Genomic DNA, 23,419 nt, shown 5'->3' on the forward strand with positions numbered 1-23,419 from the left:
GCATCGTGAAGCCATGCCTGCCGTCCGTCCTGCTTGTCATGGCGCTTGCCGCCGTTCCCGCCAGCCGTGCGCAGGCATCGCGTGCCGAACACGATATTGCCGCCTTCGTGCGCAGCGAAATGCAGGAGCGCCAGATTCCAGGGCTGCAACTGGCCGTGATACAGCATGGCAAGGTTGTGCTGAAGCGCAACTTTGGCCTGGCCAGCCTGCAATACCAGGTGCCCGTGACGGACACGAGCCTGTTTTCCATCAACTCGGCAACGAAAGCGTTTGCGGGCGTGGCCGTGATGCAGCTGGTGCAAGAGGGCAAGATCGACCTGGCCGCACCGGTTGGCCAGTACCTGACGGGGCTGCCTGTCGCCTGGCAAGCCGTGACGGTGACCCAATTACTCAACCATACCTCGGGCTTGCCCGACGTGCTGGACCAGCGCAGCGGCAAGCTCGTGGGGCCGCTGCCGGACGACGCCGATGCGGCCTGGACAGCCGTGCAGGCGCTGGCCGTGGAAGCCCCGCCAGGCCAGCGCTACCGCTATAACCAGACCAATTATGTGTTGCTGGCGCAATTGGTCGAGCGGCTAGGCGGCCAGCCCTTTACTACTTTTATCCAGCGCCGGCAGTTCGACGTGGCGTGCATGCGGCACAGCGGCTTTGGCGACGCGAAGGACGTGGTCGCCAACAAGGCCAGTTCCTACGTGCTGGACCGTAGCGGCAAGGGCTACCGCAACGTGATCGAAGACTTTCCCGTGTTCATGCGCGCCGGGGCCGGCATCAACAGCAATGCGGGCGAACTGGCCAACTGGCTCATCGCGCTGCAGTCGGGACGCTTGCTGGCGCCCGCCGGTGTGGAGCGGCTGTGGCAGCCGACCAGCTTGAATGACGGCAAGCCGGCGCCGTGGGCGCTGGGCTGGCCCACCATCGGCCGCGATGGCCACCGCGCCGTGGCCGGCATCGGCGGTGGCCGCTCGGCCTTTTATGTGTATCCGGACGATGGCCTGGCCGTCATTATCCTCAGCAACCTGGCCGGCGGCCAGCCGGAACAGCTGATCGATACCGTCGCCGGCTTCTATCTTCCCGCCCTGCGCCAGCAGCGCGGCGGCGCGTATGCCGCGCACTTGCTGCGCAAGCAGGCGGCCAGCGCCGGTTTCGACGGGCTGGACAAGAAACTGGCGGCCATCCTGCGCCAGCACGGCTTGCCGGAACCCACGGAAGACGACTTGAACGCCTGGGGCTACCGCCTGCTGGGGCGGCAGCAGCCGAAACAGGCCGTGGCCGTCTTCCAGCTGGGTGTGCAACTGTACCCGCAAGGGGCGAATGGCCACGACAGCCTGGCCGAAGCGTACGAGGCGGACGGCGCCACGGCGCTGGCCGTCACGCATTACCGCCGTTCGCTGGAACTGGACCCGGGCAATGCGCACGCCGTGGCGCGCCTGCGCGTGCTGGGTGCCAATTAGCGGGCTGCCTGGCCGTGCTCGGCCCCGTGCATGGCCAGGTAAGCGGCCAGGTTGTCATCGGCGATGCCCAGGGCGCGCAAGACTTCCCTGGTGAAGGTGACAGGCGCCGTGCCCGGTGCCGTGATGACGCGCTGGTCGGCCACGGCCCACGGCACATCCTGGTACAGGGCCGCGCCCGCATAGCCCGTATCCGCCAGGTTATCGGCCGAATTCGAGGTGTGGCGCACGGTGTCGAGCACGCCCGCCTGCGCCAGCACGCGCGTGCCGTCGCAAATGCCGGCCAGCACCACGCCCTTGTCGCGGGCCGCGCGCAGCAGCGGGCCCAGGTCGGGCGCCTTGCCGCTTTGCCAGAAGCTGCCGCCACACACCATCAGCAAGTCGAGTTCATCAAGCACGATCTCTTCCAGTGCCAGTTGCGGCGTGACCAGCATGCCGCCGGACGAGGTGACGGGCAAGCCGCCCGGCGTGGCGAACTGCGTGTAAAAGCCGTAGTACAGCCGCGCCGTGGAATTGAGCAGGGCGGTTTCCCAATCGGCAAAGTTCTCGGTCAGAATGGTGATGGCACGTGTCATGAAAAGTCCTGTCGCAGATGGAGATATCAATAGTACTGGCTTGCTAGCCAGCGGGTGCCGAAATCATAATAAAAAGTACTGACAATTTCTGTCAGGAGCGCGCAGGAAATGATGGCACAAGTTGATGGCACAAGTTGCAATGAAAAGGCCCGGCGCCGCCGCAGGAAGCGGCGGGGCCGGGCCCCTGTATTTGCTACGAGTTTGCTGCCGATTACTTCTCGGCGAACGCGCGCTCGACAACGAAGTCGCCAGGCGTCGAGGTATTGCCTTCCTTGAAGCCACGCGCTTCCAGCATTTCCTTCAGGTCGCGCAGCATGTCCGAGCTGCCGCAGATCATCACGCGGTCTTCGGCCGGGTTCAGCGCAGGCACGCCCAAGTCTTCGGCCAGCTTGCCGTTCTCGATCAGTTCCGTGATGCGGCCCATGTTGCGGAAGTCTTCGCGCGTCACGGTCGGGTAGTAGCGCAGCTTGTCGCTGACCATTTCGCCCAGGAACTCATGCTTGGGCAAATGCTCTTCCAGCAAGTCGTGGTAAGCCAGTTCATCGACCTGGCGCACGCCGTGCACGAGGATCAGCTGGTCGAAACGCTCGTAGATGTCCGGATCGCGCACGATGCTGAGGAAAGGCGCCAGGCCCGTACCCGTCGACAGCATGTACAGGCGCTTGCCTGGCAGCAGGTAATCGGAGACCAGGGTACCCGTCGGCTTGCGGCCGACGATGACGGTGTCGCCCACTTGCAAATGCTGCAAACGCGACGTCAATGGACCGCCCGGCACCTTGATGCTGAAAAATTCCAGGTGGTCTTCGTAATTGGCGCTGGCGATACTGTAGGCGCGCAGCAATGGCTTGCCGTCGACGCGCAGGCCGATCATGGTGAAATGGCCATTCGAGAAACGCAGCGACGGGTCGCGCGTGGTGGTAAAGGAGAACAGGGTATCCGTCCAGTGGTGCACGCTTAAAACGCGCTCTTCATTCATCGAACTCATAGTATTTGTTGGCTGGTCAAAAAAATGGTTAGTTGCTGGCAACTGCTGGCAAAAGTGAAACCCTGTGTAGGCCCAGACGCTATTGTACCGGCCTCCACACGAAATTGTTACCGTCTATCGCCGCCAATGCTGCCGCACACGGTGCCAACATTATAGTGCGAATGGCAAGGCGGGGCTGGAATTGGCCCGGAAACGGGCCGTGGACATGCGCTCTCTTGACCTGGCTCAGTTTTTTGCAGGGCGCGTCAAGAAGCGGCCCGGCGCTGCCAGAACGGCGCATCGCGCCAGCGCTGCTCGGCACCGTAGAAGCCGCGCCGCATCTGCAGATAGGTTTCAAACGCGGCGAAGACGCTGCGCCGGTAACCGGCCGCCATGCCCCGGTCGCCGGCCAGGAACGCTTCCGCCACCCGCGCCGCATGGATGCCGGAAGCCATGGCCTGGCCGATGCCCAGCGACGAGATCGGGTCGAAGCAGGCGGCCGCGTCGCCCGCCGCCGTCCAGTTTTCATCGGCCGGCAGCGACGCCACCCGGCTGTGGATGGCGTAATGGCGCAGCGCGCTCGGCGGGGGCAGGCGCGCGAGGATATCGCCCACATGGCGCGTGCCCATGCCGGCCTCGCGCCAGGGCGCCGCTTCCTTCAGCCGCAGGCGCTTGAGGATGTCGGCATCCGTGATGAAGGCCAGCGCCACGCGCTCGCCCGGCAGGGGCGCCGCATAATACCAGCCGTGCTGCGTCGTTTCCACCAGGGTGCGGTGCGGCAGGAATTGCGGCTCGTCCAGCTGATAATAGGCGTACAGCGCCACCAGCGAGTCTTCCGTGTGGATCGGACGCTTGCGCTGGCGCACGATGGCCGCCTGCTTGCCGCTGCAATCGATCAGGTAGCGGGCCGTCAGGTCCGTTTCCTGCCCCTCGCTCGCCACGCGCAGACGCCACGGGTCGCCGTGTTCGAGCTGTACCAGTTGCGCCGGACGCAGCAACGCCACGCCCGCCAGGCGCGCCTGTTCGAGCAGGATGGCGTCATATTGCCGGCGGTCCAGGTGCAAGCCGTGGCCGTGGCTGCTGAAGACGGCCTCGCGCGACATCAGCTCCGCGCTGCCCCACGCGGCCGCATGGGAAAACGCGGGCAGCTGGGCGCCGTCCAGCAGGTCGCGGCCGACGCCCAGGAAGTCCAGCATCGAAAAGATGGACGACGATACCGTTTCGCCGGCCCGGTAATCGTCGAACAGCTGCTTTTCCAGCAAGGCGATGCGCAAGCCCGTGTAGCGGGCCAGGGTCAGGGCGGCGGCAGTGCCGGCGGCACCGCCGCCGACAATGACGACGTCGTAGTCGCGCGATGACGACGTGCTTGGCGTGACACTCAATGGGAAAACCGGCGCCGGTTGGCAGGCTGGATTTTCTTCGGCGTGTCATGCACGGCCACTTGCGCGCCGCCGCTGGCAAACAGCTGCGATGCCTTCTCGGGCGCCGTCTGCGGATCCTCATCCTTGAGGAACCAGGCGGGCAGGTAGTTCGAATCGTCGCCCGTGATGAAGCTGCTGGCATTGCCGACCCCGACGCTGGCGGCCACGAACTTGGCGTGATTGCGCTCCTTTTCCACAAAATACGGGTACTGGCGGCCCGACTCGGCATCCTGGTTCTGGTTCACGATGAAACCGAGGTAGTGCCATGAACTGATCATCTGCGAAAAACTGTTCATGCCGCGGCTGTACATCACCTGCATGCCGGCCGGCACGCCGGCAAGCGCCTGTTCTTCCTTGGTGGTGGCGCCATTGATCACGTTCCACGGGCTTTGCGGCGGCCACCAGTAGGCGTAATAGGTGGGCGGCACGGGGATGAGCGTGTCGGGATTCTTGACGAGGTCCGGATTGTCGAAGTTGATCATCTGCACGGAGCAGTCATAGAAGTCGGCCTGCCACGGGATGGCCATGCGCTTGGTCAGGTCGCCTGGTTCGCAGCCGGTGCCGACGGTCGGATCGTTCCAGTCCAGCGGTTCGCACTCGTCGCGGCCCGCCGACAGGCCGTTTTTTGCGTAATCGGCATCCACGCGGTGCAGGATGGCGTACGGTTTCGCATAGATGATGGGATTGCGCACGCTCCACGTCACTTCGATGCCGGGACACATGGGTTCGCCCACGCAATTGCCGATGGCCGCCTGATCGAGCGGGTCGATGCCGGGCAAGGCCAGGCCCGGCGCGTCGGCGGCGAATTTGCCAGCCGCCCACTGCTGCAAGGCAAAGTATTGCGTATCCGTCAGTACGGAAAACTTGCTGATGACGTTGTTGCGCACGGAATTGCTGCCTGAATTCAAGGGCACGAGAGGAATGCCGGCGGCGGGGTTCTCCGTGGTGGCTTCGCTGAACAATTGTCCGCCCTGGCCACCGGTGAATCCGGGCGCCTGTTCCTCCGTGCCGGGCCGGATGGCCGACGGCTTCCTGAAATAGCTGAAGAATTTTTCGCGCTGCGGCCGGTTCGCTTCCGACGCATCGGCCACGTCAAAGTTGGGGCGGATGAAGGCCGTCATCGACGGCACCGTCGCCACCCACTGGTAATCGCCTATCCTGGCAAGGAAGGGCTGAATGTCCTGCCCGTAATTGACGACATAGTCGGGATTCCAGCCATCGCTACCGCTCCAGCGGGCCGTGTCGTAGGCCTCGGGCAGCGCGTTCTTGTATTTGATGGCCATGTCGGCCACGACGTCATCCCAGGTGGAAATATTCACCAGCTCGGGCGCGAACTTCGGTGAGCCGATAACCACCCACGCTTTCAGTTCCACGGACGGGCTGCCATCCGTGAAATGGATGGTCGCGCTGACGGGGCCATCGCCCACGTCGTCATTCCACGTATCGCCGCCGCCAAAGCCCGTGATGCTTTCGGAGCCGCCCGCGCGGCCATAGGCGCCGATCACCAGCAGGTTGCCGCGTGAATCCGTGCGCATTTCACCGAGCGTGCGCACCGGATAGCCTTGCGTGATGGCGTGCGGATCGGGGAAGGACACGTGCGCATAGGAACCGGCGCCATCCTTGTCGAAATGGGCCTTGCCCAGCGGCGCATCGAGTGTGCGCGGTCCCGGATCGACGATCAGTTTTTGCCGTGCCTCATCTCCCTTGACGGTGTCATTGCGCAGATTGGTCCAGGACGTGGGCGTCAGATTCCAGGCGGGCGGCGTCTTTTCCCAGGTTTCATAGCTGTTGTATGGGCCAAACATCAGGTCGCCCAGCAGGGGAATGAAGTTCCACCACGCTGCCTTCTTGTTTGCCACGTGCACTGTCCATTCGATCTTGGCAATGCCCGGGTCCTGCAGGTCGACGAGGACTTTTTCGCCGGGACGTCCCGCCACGGACTTGTAGATGCGGAAGCCGGCTGCCTGGCGCCGCACGCGGCCGGCCGCATCCTTGAATTGGGTAACGCGGACCGGCTTGCCATCGACAAGCTGCGGATCGTTGTTGCTGTCGACTTCGATCGGCAGCCCGCCGATCGTTTCCGGCGCCAGATAAAACGAATCATGGCTGTTGCCCACGCGGGCAACGCCGATCGATGGGTGTATCGAGTACTGTTCCGTGCTATTCATCAAGTTTTCCCCTGAAAGGTTGGCAATCCTGGTGGCATATCTGGCGGCAGCTACGGGGAAAGATACAGAGAAAAATTGACAAAAAAGTCACCCATTGTCACTGCTCAACAATATTTACCGGCACTCTGATACCGCTCAAGTCAACGATTCGGGAATTTCCTGGCACGCGCAGGCGTAACGGAGCAGGGTAGTGGCGCATGAGCTTGTATGATGTTGCTAAAAAGAATTATCACCAATCCACGCGGGCGACCGCCCGCCAGGATGCCTGTCCAGCAAAGGAAATCATGATGTATAAAACAGTGCGCGACCTGTTCCTGCATTTCAAGGAAGCCGTCCCATTCCGCCTCGTCCCCGCCCTGATCTGCACGGCCTTGCTGGTGAGCATGCTCTTGCTGCCGGCGCCCGATGGCTTGACGCCCAAGGCCTGGGGCCTGGTGGCGATTTTCCTCACCACGATTCTGGCGATCATCCTGAAAGTCATGCCGATCGGCGTGATGGCCATGATGGCCATCGTCATCGTGTCCTTGTCGCAAGTGACGTCGACCTCGTCCAAGGGCGCCATCACGGATGCGCTCAGCAGTTTTTCGAATCCCTTGATCTGGCTGATCGTTGTGGCGATCCTGATTTCGCGCGGCCTGAAAAAGACGGGGCTGGGCAGCCGCATCGGCCTGCTGTTCATCTCGCTGCTGGGCAAGCGCACCATGGGCATCGGCTACGGCCTGGCCATCTGCGAACTGGTGCTGGCGCCATTTACGCCAAGTAACACGGCGCGCGGCGGCGGCATCGTCCACCCCGTCATGAAATCGATCGCCAACGCCTTTGATTCCGACCCGGCCAAGGGCACGGAAAAGAAGGTCGGCACCTACTTGGCCCTCGTCAACTACCACGCCAACCCGATCACCTCGGCCATGTTCCTCACGGCCACGGCGCCCAACCCGCTCGTGGTCGACTTCGTGGCCAAGGCCAGCGGCCAGAGTTTCCACCTGACGTGGACCACCTGGGCCCTGTGCATGCTGCTGCCGGGCCTGGTCTGTCTGCTGGTGATGCCGCTGATTATCTACTGGCTGTCGCCGCCGGAACTCAAAGCCACGCCCGACGCCGTCACCTATGCCAAGGCCGAACTGAAAGGCATGGGCCCGCTGTCGCCGTCGGAAAAAGTCATGCTGGGCACCTTCGCCCTGTTGCTGCTGCTGTGGGCCAACGTGCCGGCCATGCTGTTCGGCCCCGCGTTTTCGCTCGATGCGACGGTGGTCGCCTTTGTCGGCTTGTTCGTGCTGATCATTACCGGCACCATCGATTGGGACGACGTCCTGTCGGAAAAGAGCGCCTGGGACACTTTGGTGTGGTTCGGCGCGCTCGTCATGATGGCCGAGCAGCTGAACAAGACGGGCGTGATCGCCTGGTTCTCGGCCGGCATGAAGGCGGCCATCGTTGCCAGCGGCATGGACTGGCTGCCGATCGCCGGCGTGCTCGTGCTGGTGTTTGTCTTCTCGCACTACTTCTTCGCCAGCACGACGGCCCACATCAGCGCCATGCTGCTGGCCTTCCTGACGGTGGGCCTGCACCTGATCCCGGCCGAATACCACGTGCCGTTCATGCTGATGATGACGGCCGGCTCGGCCATCATGATGACCCTGACCCACTACGCGACGGGCACTTCGCCCATCATCTTCGGCAGCGGCTTCGTGACGATGGGCAACTGGTGGAAAGTTGGCTTCATCATGTGCGTGATCGAATTGCTGATCTTTGCCGTCGTCGGCACGACGTGGTGGAAGGTGCTGGGCTACTGGTAATACCAGCGGCCAGCGGCCAGCCGCCCCGTCACGGCAGCTGGCCGCGCACGACGTGCAGCAGATACTCGCGCGCGGCGGCCCGTTCCATGCCTTTTTCCATCAGCGGCGGCAACAGCCGTTCAAACAGCTGACGCCGCTGCAGCGATGCCTCGGAGGTGTCGCGCCGGTCTGAAAAGAAATCCATCAGGGTCGAGCCGCACAGGCAGTTGCGGTAGACCTCGACGATGGCCACGTTGTTGTCGTCGAAGCTTTGTTTCAGCCCCGAGACATTCTGGCGCATCGATTGCGTCTGCAAAATGAAATCGTCCGCCGTGGCGAATTCGCGCCCGCAACAGGCGCAATGCTTGGGGAAGGCGGCTTCGGCCAGCGCGCGCAAGCCTTCGAAGAACAGCTGATCCTGCATGGCGGCTCCTGGTGGCGCGCTAGGCGGCACGGTTGCTGATCTCGATACCATGCGGGCCGACCGGTGGCCGCTGGACGCCCGATTCGAAGCGCACGAAGGCTTCGCGCAAATGGTCTTTCAGCAGGGTTTCATCCCATGGCTTGGTGATGAACTTGTACACCGAGCCTTCATTGATGGCCGCCGTGACCGAATGCAGTTCCGGGTAGCCGGACAGCATCACGCGCACGATTTCCGGATAGATACCCTTGATGCGGCGCAAGAGCTCGTTGCCGGACATGCCCGGCATGCGCGCATCCGTGAGGATCACGCCCACGGCATGGGCGGCCACCAGTTCCAAGGCTTCCTGCGGCTTGCTGGTGCTGAGTATCTGGTAACCCTCCTTGCGCAGCGAGCGGCGCAGGGCGGACAGGATGTGCTCTTCGTCGTCCACCAGCAGCAGCACGCGCTGCGGCGTTTCGGCATGGCAGCTGTCGGGCGGCAAATGGGTGCCCGCATGCAACATCAGATCCATCTCGGCGCCGGGCAGCGGGCGGCTGAAATAATAGCCCTGCATGGCGTCGCACTGGTTGGTATTGAGAAATCCCAATTGTCCCTCCGTTTCCACGCCCTCGGCCACCGTGGTCATGTGCAGCGACTTGGCCATGGCGATGATGGAGCGGGTCAGCGACGCGCCATCCACGCTGTCGGTCACGTCGCGGATGAACGATTGGTCGATCTTGACGACGTCGATGGGGAACTGCTTGAGGTAGGACAGGCTCGAATAGCCAGTGCCGAAGTCGTCCAGCGACAAGGTCACGCCGATTTCCTTCAATTCTTCCAGCGCCTTCACCACGAGGTCGCGGTTCTGCATCAGCACGCTTTCCGTCAGCTCCAGCTCCAGGCAGTGGGCCGGCACGCCGCTGTCGGCCAGCACTTCGCGCACCAGTTGCGGCATGTCGACCTGGCGGAACTGGCGCGCCGACACGTTGACGGCTATCGTCAGGTGCGTAAAGCCGTAGGCATGCCAGACGCCCAGCTGCGCGCACGCCGTGCGCAGCACCCATTCGCCGATGGGTACGATCATGCCCGTTTCCTCGGCCAGGGGGATGAAGCGGTCCGGCGGCACCAGGCCGATGCCGTCGCGGCGCCAGCGCAGCAGCGCTTCCATGCCATAGATCTTGCCGCTGGTAAGGTCGACCTTGGGCTGGTAGTGCAATTCCAGCTCGCCCAGCGCCAGCGCCTGGTGCAGCGCGTGTTCGATTTCGGCCCGTTCCTCCACCAGCACGCCCATCTTGTGATTGTAGAACTGGTAGCCGTTGCGGCCCTTGTCCTTGGCGCTGTAGAGGGCCGCATCGGCCGTCTTGAGCAGCATGTCGCCGCTGTCGCCGTCGGACGGAAACACGCTGGCGCCGATGCTGGTGCTCACGTGCAGCGTATGTTCGCCCAGGATGAAAGGATCGGAGAACACCGCCAGCACCTTTTTCACGATCTGTTCGGCCGTCTCGATGTCGGGCAGGTCCGTCAGCAGGATGACGAACTCGTCGCCGCCCTGGCGGGCCACGGTGTCGCCCTCGCGCACGGCCAGCTTCAGCCGCCGCGCCACTTCCCGCAGCAGCGCGTCGCCCACGGGGTGGCCATAGCTGTCATTGACGAACTTGAAACGGTCGAGGTCCATCATCAGGGTGGCCAGGTGCAAGCGGGTGCGGCGGGCATGGGCGATGGCCTGGCCGATGCGGTCGTTCAGCAGTTGCCGGTTGGGCAAGTCCGTCAGCGCGTCATGGTTGGCCAGGTATTCGATGCGCAATTCCTGCAGCTTGCGGTCCGTGATGTCTTGCACGGTACCGCGCATCAAGAGCACTTCGCGGCCTTCGCGCACGGCTTCGGCCTGGTGAAAGACGATGCACTCGCCGCCGTCCGGCCGCAGCACCTTGTGTTCGAGGCCATAGCTGGTGCCGCTCGCATGCAACTCCATGAAGGCATCGAGCAGCAGGGGTCGCTGGTCTTCCGGCAGGCACTGCAGCAGGCGGTCGAAGCTGGTGGGGCCGGTATCGGCATCCAGGCCCAGGATGCGCAACAGCTCCGGCGACCAGTAGCCGTCGCCGCCGGCGACCCGGTATTCCCAGTTGCCGAGGCGGGCCAGCGCCTGCGCGTGGTTGAGGCTTTCCTGGATACGGCTCAATTCGGTGAGCGCGCTGCTGGCCCGCAGCAGATAGCGCAGCCGGTGCGCCAGCAGCCGCCATTGCATGGGCTTGGAAATGAAATCGCTGGCGCCCGCTTCCAGCGCCTGCTTGATGGAGTCGTCGTCGTCGTTGCCGGTCAGCACGACGATGGGCACGTGCGCGCCGCCGGGCAGACGGCGCAGCTGCTGGCAGCATTCGAAGCCGCTCATGCCGGGCATGGCGACGTCGAGCAGGATCAGGTCGGGCACGCCGCGCTGGAAGGCGGCCAGCGCTTCCAGGCCGCTGGCCGCTTCCTCGATGCGGAAGCCTTCCGGCTCCAGCGCTTCCGTCACGAGGATGCGCGTCATGGTGTCGTCGTCGACCACCAGGACCAGTGCTTGCGGGGACAGTGCGGTATTCATATGGCTTCCTTCTCAATGGCCAGGGCGGCGAGGACACGGTCGAGCTCTTGCTGGATGCCGCGGATATGGTGCAGCGCGCTGCCGACGTCATTGCCGCGCGCGTATTGTTCGATTTCACGGCAGGTGGCCGACAAGCCCAGCGCGCCCACGTTGGCGCAGCTCGACTTGAGCGTATGCGCCGCCAGCTGCAGGGCCGCGGCATCGCTGGCTTCGGCAGCCACTTCCAGCTGGCCCAGCAGGCGTGGGGCGTCGCTGTAGAACAGGTCGATGATGCGCCCCAGCACGTCGGGACGGCCGGGACGCCGCATGGCGCGCAGGTTTTGCAGGGCGGCCGCGTCGAGGATGGCGGCTGATTCCACCGGCGCCACCTCCGTGGTTACTGTAAGCGTTTCCGCTGCGGCCGGCGCGGCAGGCGACGGACGCCAGCGGGCCAGGACTTCCAGCAGGGCGGCGCGCGTGTACGGCTTGGCCAGGTAGTCGTCCATGCCCGCGTCCAGGCACAGTTCGCGGTCGCCGAGGATGGCGTTGGCCGTCAGGGCAATGATGGGCGTGCGGCTGCGGCCTTGCTCGGTTTCCATGCGGCGCAAGCGCCGGGTCGCTTCAAAACCATCCATTTCCGGCATCTGGCAATCCATCAGGATCACGTCGAACGGGTAGCGCTCCCACAGGGCCAGCGCGCGCGCGCCGTTGTCGGCCGGCGTGGCTTTGTAGCCGCTGTCTTCCAGCATGGCCAGGGCGATTTCCTGGTTGATCGCATTGTCTTCCACCAGCAGCATGCGCAGCGGCGCCTGGCCTGCGTCCGCAGTGTCCGCTGGAGCGGGCAGGGCAGGCATGGCAGCACTCGTTGGCGCCAGGGTGCCGTAGCCGCAGACAGCTTCGATGCAGTGGCGCAGTTCCATCGCCCGCACGGGCTTGGTCAGGCAGTATTCCACGCCCAGCGCCGTCAGCTGGCGCAGCTCGGCCGAGGCGTCCAGCGAACTGAGCATGATAATTTTCAGGGCCGCCATGCCGGCGTCGGCCTTGATCGCGCGCACCAGCTCGGCGCCATCCATGACGGGCATGCGCATATCGATGATGGCCAGGTCGAACGGGCGCCCGCCGCGCAGCGCGGCTTGCAGCAGGTCCAGCGCTTCGGCGCCGTCGGCGGCGCTGGCGGCGGCCATCTGCCACTCGATCGCGTGCTGCAGCAGGATGCTGCGGTTGGTGGCATGGTCGTCGACGACCAGCACGTTCAAGGCGGCCAGCGACACGCGCGGCGCCGCCGCCGGCGGCGCGTCTTCGGGCGCCACGATGCCCACGGCGATGGTGACGGCGAAGCTGGAACCCTGGCCCGCCACGGATTTCAGCACAATTTTGCCATCCATCATTTCCACCAGCTGCTTGATGATGGCCAGGCCCAGTCCCGTGCCGCCGTATTTGCGCGAAGTGGTGCTGTCGGCCTGGCGGAATGGCTGGAAGACGGCCGCTGCCGCTTCCGGCGCCATGCCGATGCCCGTGTCGCGCACTTCCAGGCGGATCTGGCCGGCGGCGGGGCAGCTGACGTCGACGGAAATCTCGCCCCGTTCCGTGAACTTGGTGGCGTTATTGAGCAGGTTGGTGAGGATCTGGCGCAGCCGCACGGGGTCGCCGCGCACATGCTGCGGCACGTCGGAGGCGATGCGGCAGGTAAATTCGATGGCCTTGCGCTGGATGCCGTTGGCAAACAGCGCCACGACATCGTCGATCACCTGGCGCAGGTCGAACGGGATATGTTCGAGCACCAGCTTGCCCGCCTCGATCTTGGAAAAGTCGAGGATGTCGTCAATGATGCTGAGCAGGCTTTCGCCCGAGCGGTGCACCGTGTGCACGAAACGCTGCTGCTTGGGACTCAGTTCCGTGCGCTGCAGCAATTCCGTCATGCCCAGCACGCCATTCATCGGCGTGCGGATCTCGTGGCTCATCTTGGCCAGGAATTCCGACTTGGCGCGGTTGGCGGCGTCGGCCTCGGCCTTGGCCTGCTTGAGCGCCAGGTCGCGCTGTTCCACGTGCTCGAGCATGCCGTTGAAGCCCTTGATCAATTGCCCCAGTTCATCGCTGCCATGCTGCGCCACGCGCACCGACAGCGGCTTGCCGCCGCGGATATGGGCAATCGCATGGGACAGGTGCGCCAGCGGCCTGGCGATGGAGGCGCTGATCAGCCCCGTGATGGCCACGCAGGCCAGCAGCAGCACCAGCGCGATGCCGAGGATCAGCATGAAAGCATGGCGCACGCCATCGCGCACCTGGGTCACGGCATCCTGCTGCTGCCCCGTGATGCGCGCCACCTGCTGCGTGGAATAGGCGGCCTGTTCGCGTTCGAAAGCGCGTACGTGGTCGATGGCCTCGCCCAGCGCCGCCTGGCTGTCCAGCACGCTGCCCTTGGCTTGCACCAGCCGCTGTCCTGACCGTTCCACCGCGTCCAGGTAGGTGTCGACGCTGCGCGTTTCGGCCAGCAAGCCCAGCTGGCCTATGCTTTGCAGCAAGGTCTGCATGGTGCCCATGTCGCGGTGCAGTGCGCCGATGTGCAGCGCGATATCGGCACCCAGGCGCTTGACGTCGCCGGCGGCCGTGGCGAGCATGACTTCGCCCACGTCGATGCTGATGGCGTCGACAGCCAGGTTGATTTCGCCGCTGGCGTCCTCGATGCGGGCCGAGGTGCGCATGTAGCGGTTGGCCTGCGCCAACCGGTCGCGTCCGATGGCCAGCTGCAGTTCGATGGGATCGAGTTCCTCGGCCAGGCGCAGGAGAGCGGTGGCCAGGGTGGCGCTGACTTGCTCCTTGAGCGCGGCATAGTGCGCCTGCTGCGTCGCGCTGGCGCCGGCCTCGGCCAGCAGCCCTGCGCGCAAGGCCAGCAAGCCGGCGGCGGGATCGAGCATCTGGCGCGCCGTGGCCAGCAGTGTCGTTCGCAGCGCCTGCTGGGCGGGGCTGATGTCGCGCTCGCCGCTTCCCTGCAGATGGGCGACGGCCGCCGTCAGCCGTTCGCGCAAGGGTGCGATGCGGAAGCGGTTCTTCACGGCCTCCGTTTCGGCCAGCGCAATCTGCATGTCGAGGATGCTCTTGCGCAAGTCGGTCAGGTAGCGCGCGTTCTCGTTCAGGCGCTGGCTTTGCAGCTGCACTTCGGCAGCCGTCGCCTGGGCCTGGCTGTCGACCAGGCGGATCTTGCCGCGCGCGGCCTTGGCGGCGGCCTTGATCTGCGCCAGGACCTGGCCCATCTCCATCGCCTGCGCCTTGTAGTAGGCCTCGTTTTCCAGGCGCTTGCGCACGGCGACGCGCATGCGCTGGAATTCCTGTTCGAAGGCCGCGTGATAGCGGGCCGCCTGTGGCTCGCCATGGCGCCGCAATTCATTGCGGATGCTCTCGGCGGCCTGGATATTGGCGACGATCTTGTCCGACACCTGTTCCAGCTGCGCCAGGTCTTCCGCCTTGCCCAGCTCGAAAAAGTCCGACGCCATGTCCTGCACGGTATAGCGCAGGCGCAACACGTCCGTGTACAGCGGCACGGTCCGGTCGGTCAAGCCATGCACATGGGTTTCGATGCCTTTCACCAGCAGCAGGCTGGCCGCCGCCATGGCCGCCACGCCCGCCAGCAGGACGCTGGTACTGATGATCAGCTTGGTCCTGATTTTCATGCCTGGCTCCAGGGCGGGCTGGAAAAGTGGGCGCGCATCACTTCGCGCCAGGCCCCGGGTCCGCCGGCACGATCCTGCCGTCGGCGATGCGGGTCAGGAAGACGGCCGTCGACGCCTGGTGATTATCGGGCCGCAGCGTCACCCGCATGCCGCCCAGATCGAGGCGGTCGAACGTTTCGAAGCTCTGGATCAGGCGCTCGCGCGTGAGGTCGGTGCCCGTGCGGCGCAGCGCCGCCATCATCAGGGTGGCCGAGATGCAGCCTTCGAAACTGACGAAAGACAGCGTGGCCGCCGGCACATGTTTGGCCAGCAGCGCGGCGCAGTCGGCGGCGATCGGCAGCTGGCGGTCGCCCGGCAAGGGCACTACTTGCGAAATGACGATGTTGTTGCCTTCCGTGCCCAGCAGTTGCAGCAAGCTGTCCGTGCCGACAAACGATACCGTGGACAGGGCCGCCTTCAACCCGGCCTGGCTGGCTTCGCGCACGAACGCCGCCACCGGCGTGTAGGGGCCGGCCATGACCACCGCTTGCAGGTCGTGTCCGATCAGGGCCGCCAGTCCCGCCTTGACGGCCGTGGTGCCGCGCTGGAACGAACCCTTGGCGACGAGTTCCAGGCCGCGCCGTTGCAGGGCCCGCACGGTGCCGTCGAGCACGGCGTTGCCGAAACCGTCGTCCTGGTACAGTACGCCAAAGCGCTTGACGCCCCGGCTGGCGAAATACTGCACCAGGGCATCGGACTCATCGTCATAACTGGCGCGGAAGTTGATGATTTCATGCACCACGGGGCGGCGCAAGGTCATCGCGCCCGTAAACGCGCCCACCAGCGGCACCTTCATTTCCTGGACGATCGGTATGACGGCGTTGGTCGTGGGCGTCCCTACGTTGCCGAACAGCGCGAACACCTGTTTTTCCTCGACCAGCCTGAGCGTTTCGCTGATGGCGCGGTCCGGATCGTAGCCGTCATCGGCGACCACCAGCTCGATGCTGCGGCCATGGATGCCGCCGCGCTGGTTCGCTTCCTGGAACACGGCCGTTGCGCCGTCGAGCATGGCTTTCCCCAGCCCCGAGGCGGCGCCCGTTTGCGCATTGACCATGCCCAGACGGATGTGCGTCTCGGTGACGCCCGGTTCGGCGGCGTGGACCACGCCGGCCACGAGGGTGATAGCGAGCCAGCAGCATTCCGGGAAAACGCGCATGAGCTACCTTTATGGAGGTTGACCGGTATCAATTGGCACAGGGTTGACAACGAGTATGGAGCAAATTGCCAACGCAAAACTCACACATAGTCACAGTCATGGTCACGGCGCGGAAAGCAGGCCAGATACGCCTCAGGACACGGGCAGCTGCACCACCACCTTGCCCCGTGCACGGCCCTGCGCCAGGTAAGCCAGCGCCTGTTTCGCCTCAAGAAAAGGAAACACACTGTCGATGACGGGGCGGATGCTTCCCGCCTCAATCAGGGCGGCGATCTGCGCCAGCTGGCCGCCGTCGGGACGCACGAAGTGGAAGGCATAGCTGGCGCCGCGCCGCTGCGCCAGGCCGATGATCTTGCGGCTGAGCAAACCAAACACCAGTTTCAGCACCACGTTCATGCCGCGCGCGCGGGCAAAGACAGCGTCCGGCGGGCCGACCAGCGAAACGACGCGGCTGCCGGGCTTGACGATGTGCAAGGCTTTTTCCAGGCCGTCGCCGCGCACCGTGCCCAGCACGGCGTCGTAATCGCGCAGCACGTCCTCGAACGGTTGTTTCTTGTAGTCGATGATGTCATCGGCGCCCAGGCCGCGCACCAGTTCCACGTTCGCCGTGCTGGTGGTGGTGCCCACGCGGGCGCCCAGGTGCTTGGCCAGCTGGATGGCGAACGTGCCGATGCCGCCGGAACCGGCCGGGATGAACACTTTCTGGCCCGGCTTCAGCTGCATGCGCTCATGCATCGCTTGCCACGCCGTCAGGCCCACCATGGGAATCGACGCCGCCTGCACGAAATCGAGGTTGGCCGGTTTCAGCGCGGCCGCCTGTTCGGGCACGATGGCAAATTCGGCCAGGCTGCCGTGCGGCGTGTCGAAAATGCTCGCATACACGGCGTCGCCTACTGTAAAGCGCGTGACGCCGCTGCCCACGGCCACGACCACGCCGGCCAAGTCGCTGCCCAAGGTGGCCGGCAAGCGCGTTTTCAAGATCGGCTTGAAGTCGCCCTTGGGGATCAGGTTGTCGATGGGGTTCAGGCCGACGGCGTGCACCCGCACCAGCAATTCACCGGGGCCGGGCGTGGGGCGGGGCAGTTCCGCAAACGCGGCATAATCGAGGCCGCCGTATTGTTTGAGTTGCAAAGCTTGCATGATGTTCTCTCTGTATGCTGAAAAGGCGCCGGCGCTCAGGCCAGGCGCAGGTCCTTGCGCAAGCCGGCGTCCATCAGCGCGGCCGGCATGAAACGGCGCATCAGGCGCAAGCGCGCCGCCAGCGGCCCGGCCGTGTAGCGTAGCTTGGGCTTGCTTGCCTGCGCCGCCGCCAGGATGGTGTCGGCCACGATAGCCGGATCGTCGGCGCCGGCCATCAGCGTCTGCAGCCGGCTGGTGATGGCCGCGCTCACTTGCCGGTAGGCGGACAGTGGCGTATCGGGCGCCAGCAGATTGGCTTCGAACGTGGTTTTCGTGTAGGCCGGTTCGATGACGCTGGCGCGGATGCCCCAGCCCCGCACTTCATGGTCGAGCGATTCAGTGTAGCCCTCGATCGCGTGCTTGGTGGCGGAATACAGCGCGCCGTAAGGCATGGGCAAAAAGCCCAGGACGGAACCGATATTGAGGATACGCCCGCCACCTTGGACCCGCATGTGCGGCAGCACGGCCAGGGTCATGCGCAGCACGCCATAGAAATTCGTGTCGAAGATGGCTTGCGCCTGCGCCACGCTGCTTTCCTCGGCGCCACCCGGGGCCACGCCGAAACCGGCGTTATTCACCAGCAGGTCGATGCGGCCTTCGCGCTGGATTACCTCTGCCACGGCGGCAGCGACGGACGCATCGCTGGTGACGTCGAGCGCCAGCATCGCATGGCCGGCTGCGGCCGCTTGTCCGCCGCGGCGGCTGGTGCCGTACACCGTGTAGCCCGCTTGCGCCAGGCGCCGGGCCGTGGCCGCGCCGATGCCGGACGAGGCGCCGGTGACGAGGGCAATCTTCTTGTTGTTCATGGCAATTCCTTCAGTGGTTGACAGCGTTGGATATGGTATATGACGATCATCATATTGTTGTTTCAAAAAAAGCCCGGGACGGATCAAGGCCACGGGCAGGGCAATTAGCTGGGTGTTTGAAACTGCGCCAGGGTGGCCGCGCACAGCGCGTCCGACAGGGCCGGCTCGTCCACGGCGCGCGCGAGAATGGTGGTGCCGATCATGGCGCACACGGTCGCCATCGCTTGCGCATGCGCTTCGGGCTGGCCCCAGTTCGGCAACTGGCGCGCGAACAGGTCGATCATTTCCTTGATATGGATGGTGGCGGCACGCCGCACCTCGGGCGCCTGGCGCGGCATTTCCGAGCCCAGCGCCGACACGGGGCAGCCCACCTCGATGGCGGCGATGTGTTCGGGCGACAGATACGCGGCCAGCATGGCCTGCAGCGCCTGGCCAGGCGGGGCGGCGGCCGCCACCCGGGCCGCCAGCGCCACCGCTTCGGCGCCCGCACGGTCGCCCGCTTCGGCCAGCAGCGCGTCGCGCGAAGCGAAGTGCGCATAGAAGCCGCCGTGCGTCAGGCCCGCTTCCTTCATGATGTCGGCCACGCCCGTGCCCGCATAGCCGCTGCGGCGGATGGCGCGCGTGGCCACCTCGACGATGCGTTCGTGGGTGGCTTCCTTGCGGCTTTGCGCCGCCGGTTTGTTCGGTGAGTTCTGCATGACGGTCATCATATCGCAGTTTTCAACAGCGTGCACGCGAGGCGCTCAGAACAGCCCGGCCGTCCAGTCGGTGAACGCCCGCATCGCCGGGGAGAGAAAGCGCTGATGCGGGTAGAGCAGCGATACGGGCACGGGCGCCGGCCGCATGTCGGCCAGCACCTCGACCAGTGCCCCTGCCTGCAACTGGTCGCTTACGAGGATCTCGGCCAGCTGCATCAAGCCATGGCCGGCCAGGCCCAGCTCGATGTACAGCTCCGTCTCGTTGACGGCGACCGTGCCGGGGACGGGAATGGCGATGCTGGTGCCGTCTTCGATGAAATGCAGGTCGTTGCCGCGCCGCATGGTGCTGGAAAAGTAGTGGACGGCCCGGTGTCCCGGCAAATCCTCGAGGGTTGCGGGAACACCGTGTTCGGCCAGGTAGGTAGGCGCCGCGCAGGTGATCCAGCGCAGCTCGCCCAGGCGGCGCGCCACCAGGGTCGAGTCTTCCAGGCTGCCAGTGCGGATCACGCAATCGACGCCTTCCTGTATCAAGTCCACCTGGCGGTCATTGACGCCGATCATCAGGTAGACGTCGGGGTAGCGCTGCTGGAATTGCACCAGCTGCGGCAGGACCACGGCATGGGCAATGCCGCCAGGCATATCGACGCGCAAACGTCCCTGCGGGCGATCGCTAGCGCCTTGCAGGCTCGCTTCGGTATCGGCGATCAGGTCGAGGATCTCGCGGCAGCGGTGGAAGTAGCGCTCGCCTTCCGGTGTCAAGCTGAGGTTTCTGGTGGAGCGGTGCAGCAGGCGCGTCTGCAAATGTTTTTCCAGCCGCTTGATGATGGCGGTCACCGACGATGCGGGCAAACCCAGGGTCTGCGCCGCGCGCACGAAACTCCTGCTCTCGACCACGCGAAGGAATACCTGCATTGCTTGTACGCGGTCCATGTCTTGTCTTCGTCGCAGTAGGGGAAACGGCACTATAACCCAACATTATTCGGATTTTCTGCATGCTGAAAACACACTGCGCTACTTTTTCCGCAGGTTTGCCTGCACTAGACTGCGTGCGACTCATTAGCTACAACAGGAATCAAGCATGTCTGAACAAGATCAACTACTGGCGCCACTGGCCCCGGCACCCCGCAAGATGCTGATCAAAGGCGCCACCATCATCAGCATGGATGGCAGTGTCGGCAATGTGCCCAAGGGAGATATCCTGATTGTCGATGGGGCAATCGCCGCCATCGGCCAGCATCTGCAGGCCGACGGCGCCGAAGTGATCGATGCCGCGCAGATGATCGCCATTCCCGGCATGGTCGACACCCATCGTCACTCCTGGGAAGGCCAGCTGCGCCGCATCAACCCGAATGCGGCAACGCTCGAGGACTATTGCAACGCCACGCATTTCTCGTTCGCCAAATACTACCGGCCGCGCGACATCTACGTGGGCAACCTGCTCACGGCCCTGGGCGCCATCGATGCCGGCATCACGACCGTGATCGACAACTCGCACAATAGCCGCACGGGGGCGCACGCCGACGCGGCGGTCGAAGCGCTGCTCGACGCGGGCATCCGCGCCGTGCACGCCTCGGGGGCGCCTGTGTCGGGTGACTGGGACAAGGCGCACTGGCCAGGCAACTTGGCGCGCCTGCAGGCCAAGTATTTTACGAATCCCGACAGCCTGGTGACGCTGGCCATGATGGCGCAGCTGGAACCGGAGCAGTGGGCCGTCGCCCGTCAATTGGGTATTCCCATCGTGACCGAGTTTTTTGGCGCTGGCATGGCAGCCGAGCTGGAGGGCCTGCACCGGCAGGGGCTGCTCGGCAGCGACAATATCTTCAACCACTGCACCTGCCTGCCGGAAGCGGGCTGGCGCATCTTGCGCGAGACGGGCGTGCGCGTCAATGTATGTCCGCGTTCGGATGCCCACTACGGTATCGAGGATGGCATGAACGCCTGGCAGGCGGCGCACCAGCACGGCATACGCCCCGGCCTCAGTGTCGACAACGAGACTTCGTATAGCGGCGACATGTTCATGGAAATGCGCGTGGCGTTCTACCTGCAGCGGGCCATGGGGCATCGCCAGGGACATCGCCATGCGGCGGCGCCCACCGATGCCTTCCGCTTGCTCGAGGCCGCCACGATAGACGGCGCCGCAGTGGCAGGACTGGAACAGCGCATTGGCAGTTTGGCGCCAGGCAAGCAGGCCGACCTGGTGCTGATACGCACGGGCGACCTCAATGTATATCCTGTCAATAACGCCATCGGTACCGTCGTGCATGCGGCTGAGCGCAGCAATATCGATACCGTCATCATTGGCGGGCGCGTGCGCAAACGCGGTGGCGTTGTACTGGGCGTGGATCAGGCAAAACTGCGCGCCGCGATCGACGAATCGTGTGGACACCTGTTCAGTGCCGCCGATTTTCAGCCCGATCTGTTTGCCCAGTCGTTCGCACCGATCCACCAGGCGTAGGCAGCGCCATGTGGGCTCTGCCTACGCCAGCATTTCAGGGGCAGGCCAGCTTGTGCTTGCCTGCCGAAACGCGGTTCCAGCCATAGCCGGCGACGATGATGGCCACGATGGCCGCCTGCGCGAGCAGGGTTTCCATGGTCGGCAGGATGCCCAGCAAGTCGATGCGCACGAAATCGACGGGGGTGACGCCGACCCAGCCCGCTTCCTGCAGCGCGGCCACGCCTTTGCCCATCAAAATCACGGCCAGCACGGCCACGAAGGCGGACGTCCACGAGAAGAACTTGCCGATCGGCATGCGGGCGCTCGTGCGCAGCAAGGCCCAGGCGATCACGACCAGCAGCACGATGGCCACGAGGAAGCCGCCCAGCAGGGCGCCGCCATTGCCGTCCGCCGCCAAGGCGGAATAGAACAGCACGGTTTCAAAGACTTCGCGGTAGACGGCGATGAAGGCCAGGGCGAACAGGCCCCAGGCGGAGCGCCGGCTCATCGCGGCCGTGAGTTTCTCGTGCAGATATTCCTGCCAGCGCCCGGCGCTGCTCTTCTGGTGCATCCACAAGCCTACGCTGAGCAGGACCAGGGCCGCGAATACGGAACCGAGACCTTCGCTCACTTCCCGGCTGGCGCCGCTGATGGTCACCAGATACGTCGCCGCCACCCACGTAAGGCCGCCCGCCACCAGCGCGCTGGCCCAGCCCGCATGCACGTAGGCCAGCACGTCGTGGCGCTTGGCCTTGCGCAGGAAGGCGATAATGCCGATCACGATCAGCAGCGCTTCCACGCCTTCGCGCAGCAAGATCGTCAGCGCGCCGATAAAGGTGGTCATCGGTTCGGCCTTGGCGTCGCCCAGTTCCGCTTCCACGTGGGTAAACAATTGCTGCAGTTTTTCGCCGGCCGCTTCGGCGTCGGCCACCGTGCCCTTGGCCACAGCGGAACGGTAGGCCAGCATGGCGTTTTCCACGGCCAGCAGCAGGGATTTGTTGCGCGCGCCGACCATCGGTTCGATCGGCTCGAAGCCATCGAGGTAGGCCGACAGGCCCAGGCGCGTCGCGTTCGCGCGGTCGCCCGCGTGCATGGCAGCCAGGCTTTCGGCCAGGCGCAGACGCGACAGGGCCAGGCCGGCCGGCTTGTGCGCTTCGGCCTTGTCGGCATGGCTGCGCAGATACGCCGTCAGCGCTTTGGCCTCGTCCGCGCCCAGCTTGGCGGCAACGGCTTCCTGCGTCAGGGTCGTCACGGCGGCCAGGTCCGCGTACAGCTTCTTGGCCCGTGGATCGTCCTGCCACAGCTTTTCACCGTGCGCGCTGGCCGCCGCATCGTGCGACATGCCGCCGATATAGAAAGCCAGGTCCCAGCGCTCGTTTTCGGACAGCTGGCCGAAACTGGCCATCGACGTGCCGGCCACGCCTTGCGAAATGACCTGGTACAGCGCCATCAGGCTGCGCGACTGCGCCCGTTCGCCGTCCGTGAAGGCGATCGGTTTCGGCTCCAGGCTGGCCGCCAGCGGACCGTCGCCGCCGCCGGCCACGCCGTGGCAAGAAGCGCACTGGGCCGCATACAGGGCCGCGCCGCGCGCCAGGTTGGGCCGCACTTTCGGCGCCACGGGTATCGGGTAGGCGGCGATCAGCAAGCCGTTCGCATGGTGCGCCAGACGCTTGACTTCCACGCCGTCCGCCTTGGCGACGACGGCTTTGCGCAGGTCTGCGATGGCGGCGGCGATGGCCGCTTGCGAGGCGTGGGCGGGCAGGGCGGCGATCTGCGTCGTCGCGTTGTCCGTGAAATCGAGCATTTCCGCGTATTCGGCCTCGCTGACCACCTTGCCGTGCTCGACGGCGCCGCTGTAATCGACGGCAACGTAATCAATCAATTGCCACAACTGCTTGGCGCCGGCGCCGGGATCGGTTGTTTGCGCCTGCGCGCCACCGGCCAGCAACAGGCTGGCGGCCACGAGCGGATAGCACACGAGCCATTTCTTCATAGAACTGAACATGATTCTCATTCTCATTTGTCGTTAACCCGGCGACTATAGGACAGACCGTGCGGGGTGTCAACGGCGCACGGACCTTGTCCTGGACGATAGTGCGGACCAGGCGCCGGGAGGCGGCAGAGAATG

16 protein-coding genes are annotated in these 23,419 nt (G+C 64.8%); 3 read left to right on the plus strand and 13 right to left on the minus strand.

Annotation, left to right across the window (positions count from 1 at the left end):
- Positions 1-5 precede the first annotated feature (5 nt).
- Complete coding sequence (locus tag SKZ59_RS10245) at positions 6-1,451, plus strand: serine hydrolase domain-containing protein (protein ID WP_319991629.1); 1,446 nt, start codon at positions 6-8, stop codon at positions 1,449-1,451.
- Here SKZ59_RS10245 and SKZ59_RS10250 read toward each other — a convergent pair.
- From SKZ59_RS10250 to lodA, 4 genes are all read right to left on the minus strand, one after another.
- A complete protein-coding gene (locus SKZ59_RS10250) occupies positions 1,448-2,023 on the minus strand; it encodes a type 1 glutamine amidotransferase family protein (RefSeq protein WP_070302396.1) in 576 nt (191 codons plus the stop codon). The genes SKZ59_RS10245 and SKZ59_RS10250 overlap by 4 nt on opposite strands.
- Positions 2,024-2,234: 211 nt before the next feature.
- A complete protein-coding gene (locus SKZ59_RS10255) occupies positions 2,235-3,008 on the minus strand; it encodes a ferredoxin--NADP reductase (protein WP_034748152.1) in 774 nt (257 codons plus the stop codon).
- A gap of 245 nt (positions 3,009-3,253) precedes the next feature.
- Positions 3,254-4,369 carry a tryptophan 7-halogenase gene (locus SKZ59_RS10260; RefSeq protein WP_319991630.1) on the minus strand — a complete coding sequence of 372 codons (1,116 nt, stop codon included), beginning with the start codon at positions 4,367-4,369 and terminating at the stop codon, positions 3,254-3,256.
- Positions 4,366-6,576, minus strand: a complete 2,211-nt coding sequence (gene lodA / locus SKZ59_RS10265; RefSeq protein WP_319991631.1) for a CTQ-dependent lysine 6-oxidase LodA — start codon at positions 6,574-6,576, stop codon at positions 4,366-4,368. Before lodA ends, SKZ59_RS10260 begins: the two co-directional genes overlap by 4 nt.
- Before the next feature lie 287 nt (positions 6,577-6,863).
- On the opposite strand from lodA, the gene SKZ59_RS10270 reads away from it, so the two are divergent.
- Positions 6,864-8,369: an anion permease gene (locus SKZ59_RS10270; RefSeq protein ID WP_034748161.1), complete on the plus strand. Its 1,506-nt coding sequence runs from the start codon at positions 6,864-6,866 to the stop codon at positions 8,367-8,369.
- A gap of 28 nt (positions 8,370-8,397) precedes the next feature.
- Here the strand turns inward: SKZ59_RS10270 and SKZ59_RS10275 are convergent, their stop codons facing one another.
- The 8 genes from SKZ59_RS10275 to SKZ59_RS10310 form a co-directional block, all read right to left on the minus strand.
- Positions 8,398-8,772: an oxidoreductase gene (locus SKZ59_RS10275; protein ID WP_128141453.1), complete on the minus strand. Its 375-nt coding sequence runs from the start codon at positions 8,770-8,772 to the stop codon at positions 8,398-8,400.
- 19 nt (positions 8,773-8,791) lie between these two features.
- Positions 8,792-11,332: an EAL domain-containing protein gene (locus SKZ59_RS10280; protein WP_319991632.1), complete on the minus strand. Its 2,541-nt coding sequence runs from the start codon at positions 11,330-11,332 to the stop codon at positions 8,792-8,794.
- Positions 11,329-14,979, minus strand: a complete 3,651-nt coding sequence (locus SKZ59_RS10285; RefSeq protein WP_319991633.1) for a response regulator — start codon at positions 14,977-14,979, stop codon at positions 11,329-11,331. The genes SKZ59_RS10280 and SKZ59_RS10285 overlap by 4 nt, the downstream gene beginning before the upstream one ends.
- A 37-nt stretch (positions 14,980-15,016) precedes the next feature.
- Positions 15,017-16,174, minus strand: a complete 1,158-nt coding sequence (locus tag SKZ59_RS10290; protein ID WP_319991634.1) for an ABC transporter substrate-binding protein — start codon at positions 16,172-16,174, stop codon at positions 15,017-15,019.
- Positions 16,175-16,306: 132 nt separating this feature from the next.
- Entirely contained in the window at positions 16,307-17,314 is a 1,008-nt protein-coding gene (locus SKZ59_RS10295; protein WP_319991635.1) for an NADP-dependent oxidoreductase, read from the minus strand.
- A gap of 35 nt (positions 17,315-17,349) precedes the next feature.
- Entirely contained in the window at positions 17,350-18,159 is an 810-nt protein-coding gene (locus SKZ59_RS10300) for an oxidoreductase (protein WP_319991636.1), read from the minus strand.
- Positions 18,160-18,263: 104 nt separating this feature from the next.
- Positions 18,264-18,869 (minus strand): TetR/AcrR family transcriptional regulator, encoded by a 606-nt coding sequence (locus SKZ59_RS10305; RefSeq protein ID WP_219329040.1) that lies wholly within the window; start codon positions 18,867-18,869, stop codon positions 18,264-18,266.
- A 33-nt stretch (positions 18,870-18,902) separates the two neighbouring features.
- Positions 18,903-19,787 carry a LysR family transcriptional regulator gene (locus SKZ59_RS10310; protein WP_319991637.1) on the minus strand — a complete coding sequence of 295 codons (885 nt, stop codon included), beginning with the start codon at positions 19,785-19,787 and terminating at the stop codon, positions 18,903-18,905.
- Positions 19,788-19,935: 148 nt separating this feature from the next.
- On the opposite strand from SKZ59_RS10310, the gene SKZ59_RS10315 reads away from it, so the two are divergent.
- Positions 19,936-21,312 carry an amidohydrolase family protein gene (locus SKZ59_RS10315; RefSeq protein WP_319991638.1) on the plus strand — a complete coding sequence of 459 codons (1,377 nt, stop codon included), beginning with the start codon at positions 19,936-19,938 and terminating at the stop codon, positions 21,310-21,312.
- A gap of 34 nt (positions 21,313-21,346) precedes the next feature.
- Here the strand turns inward: SKZ59_RS10315 and SKZ59_RS10320 are convergent, their stop codons facing one another.
- The gene (locus tag SKZ59_RS10320) at positions 21,347-23,296 is read right to left on the minus strand and encodes a cytochrome c/FTR1 family iron permease (RefSeq protein WP_319991639.1); all 1,950 of its coding nucleotides are present in this window, start codon (positions 23,294-23,296) and stop codon (positions 21,347-21,349) included.
- Positions 23,297-23,419: the final 123 nt, after the last annotated feature.

It is taken from the genome of Janthinobacterium sp. GMG2, from assembly GCF_033949445.1.
Taxonomy (GTDB): domain Bacteria; phylum Pseudomonadota; class Gammaproteobacteria; order Burkholderiales; family Burkholderiaceae_D; genus Janthinobacterium; species Janthinobacterium aestuarii.

Coding starts and splice junctions, on each gene's coding strand:
- SKZ59_RS10250 (WP_070302396.1), bottom strand. CDS start 2,023: ATGACACGTGCCATCACCATTCTGACCGAGAACTTTGCCGATTGGGAA.
- SKZ59_RS10255 (WP_034748152.1), bottom strand. CDS start 3,008: ATGAGTTCGATGAATGAAGAGCGCGTTTTAAGCGTGCACCACTGGACG.
- lodA (WP_319991631.1), bottom strand. CDS start 6,576: ATGAATAGCACGGAACAGTACTCGATACACCCATCGATCGGCGTTGCC.
- SKZ59_RS10270 (WP_034748161.1), top strand. CDS start 6,864: ATGTATAAAACAGTGCGCGACCTGTTCCTGCATTTCAAGGAAGCCGTC.
- SKZ59_RS10275 (WP_128141453.1), bottom strand. CDS start 8,772: ATGCAGGATCAGCTGTTCTTCGAAGGCTTGCGCGCGCTGGCCGAAGCC.
- SKZ59_RS10280 (WP_319991632.1), bottom strand. CDS start 11,332: ATGAATACCGCACTGTCCCCGCAAGCACTGGTCCTGGTGGTCGACGAC.
- SKZ59_RS10285 (WP_319991633.1), bottom strand. CDS start 14,979: ATGAAAATCAGGACCAAGCTGATCATCAGTACCAGCGTCCTGCTGGCG.
- SKZ59_RS10290 (WP_319991634.1), bottom strand. CDS start 16,174: ATGCGCGTTTTCCCGGAATGCTGCTGGCTCGCTATCACCCTCGTGGCC.
- SKZ59_RS10295 (WP_319991635.1), bottom strand. CDS start 17,314: ATGCAAGCTTTGCAACTCAAACAATACGGCGGCCTCGATTATGCCGCG.
- SKZ59_RS10300 (WP_319991636.1), bottom strand. CDS start 18,159: ATGAACAACAAGAAGATTGCCCTCGTCACCGGCGCCTCGTCCGGCATC.
- SKZ59_RS10305 (WP_219329040.1), bottom strand. CDS start 18,869: ATGATGACCGTCATGCAGAACTCACCGAACAAACCGGCGGCGCAAAGC.
- SKZ59_RS10310 (WP_319991637.1), bottom strand. CDS start 19,787: ATGGACCGCGTACAAGCAATGCAGGTATTCCTTCGCGTGGTCGAGAGC.
- SKZ59_RS10315 (WP_319991638.1), top strand. CDS start 19,936: ATGTCTGAACAAGATCAACTACTGGCGCCACTGGCCCCGGCACCCCGC.
- SKZ59_RS10320 (WP_319991639.1), bottom strand. CDS start 23,296: ATGTTCAGTTCTATGAAGAAATGGCTCGTGTGCTATCCGCTCGTGGCC.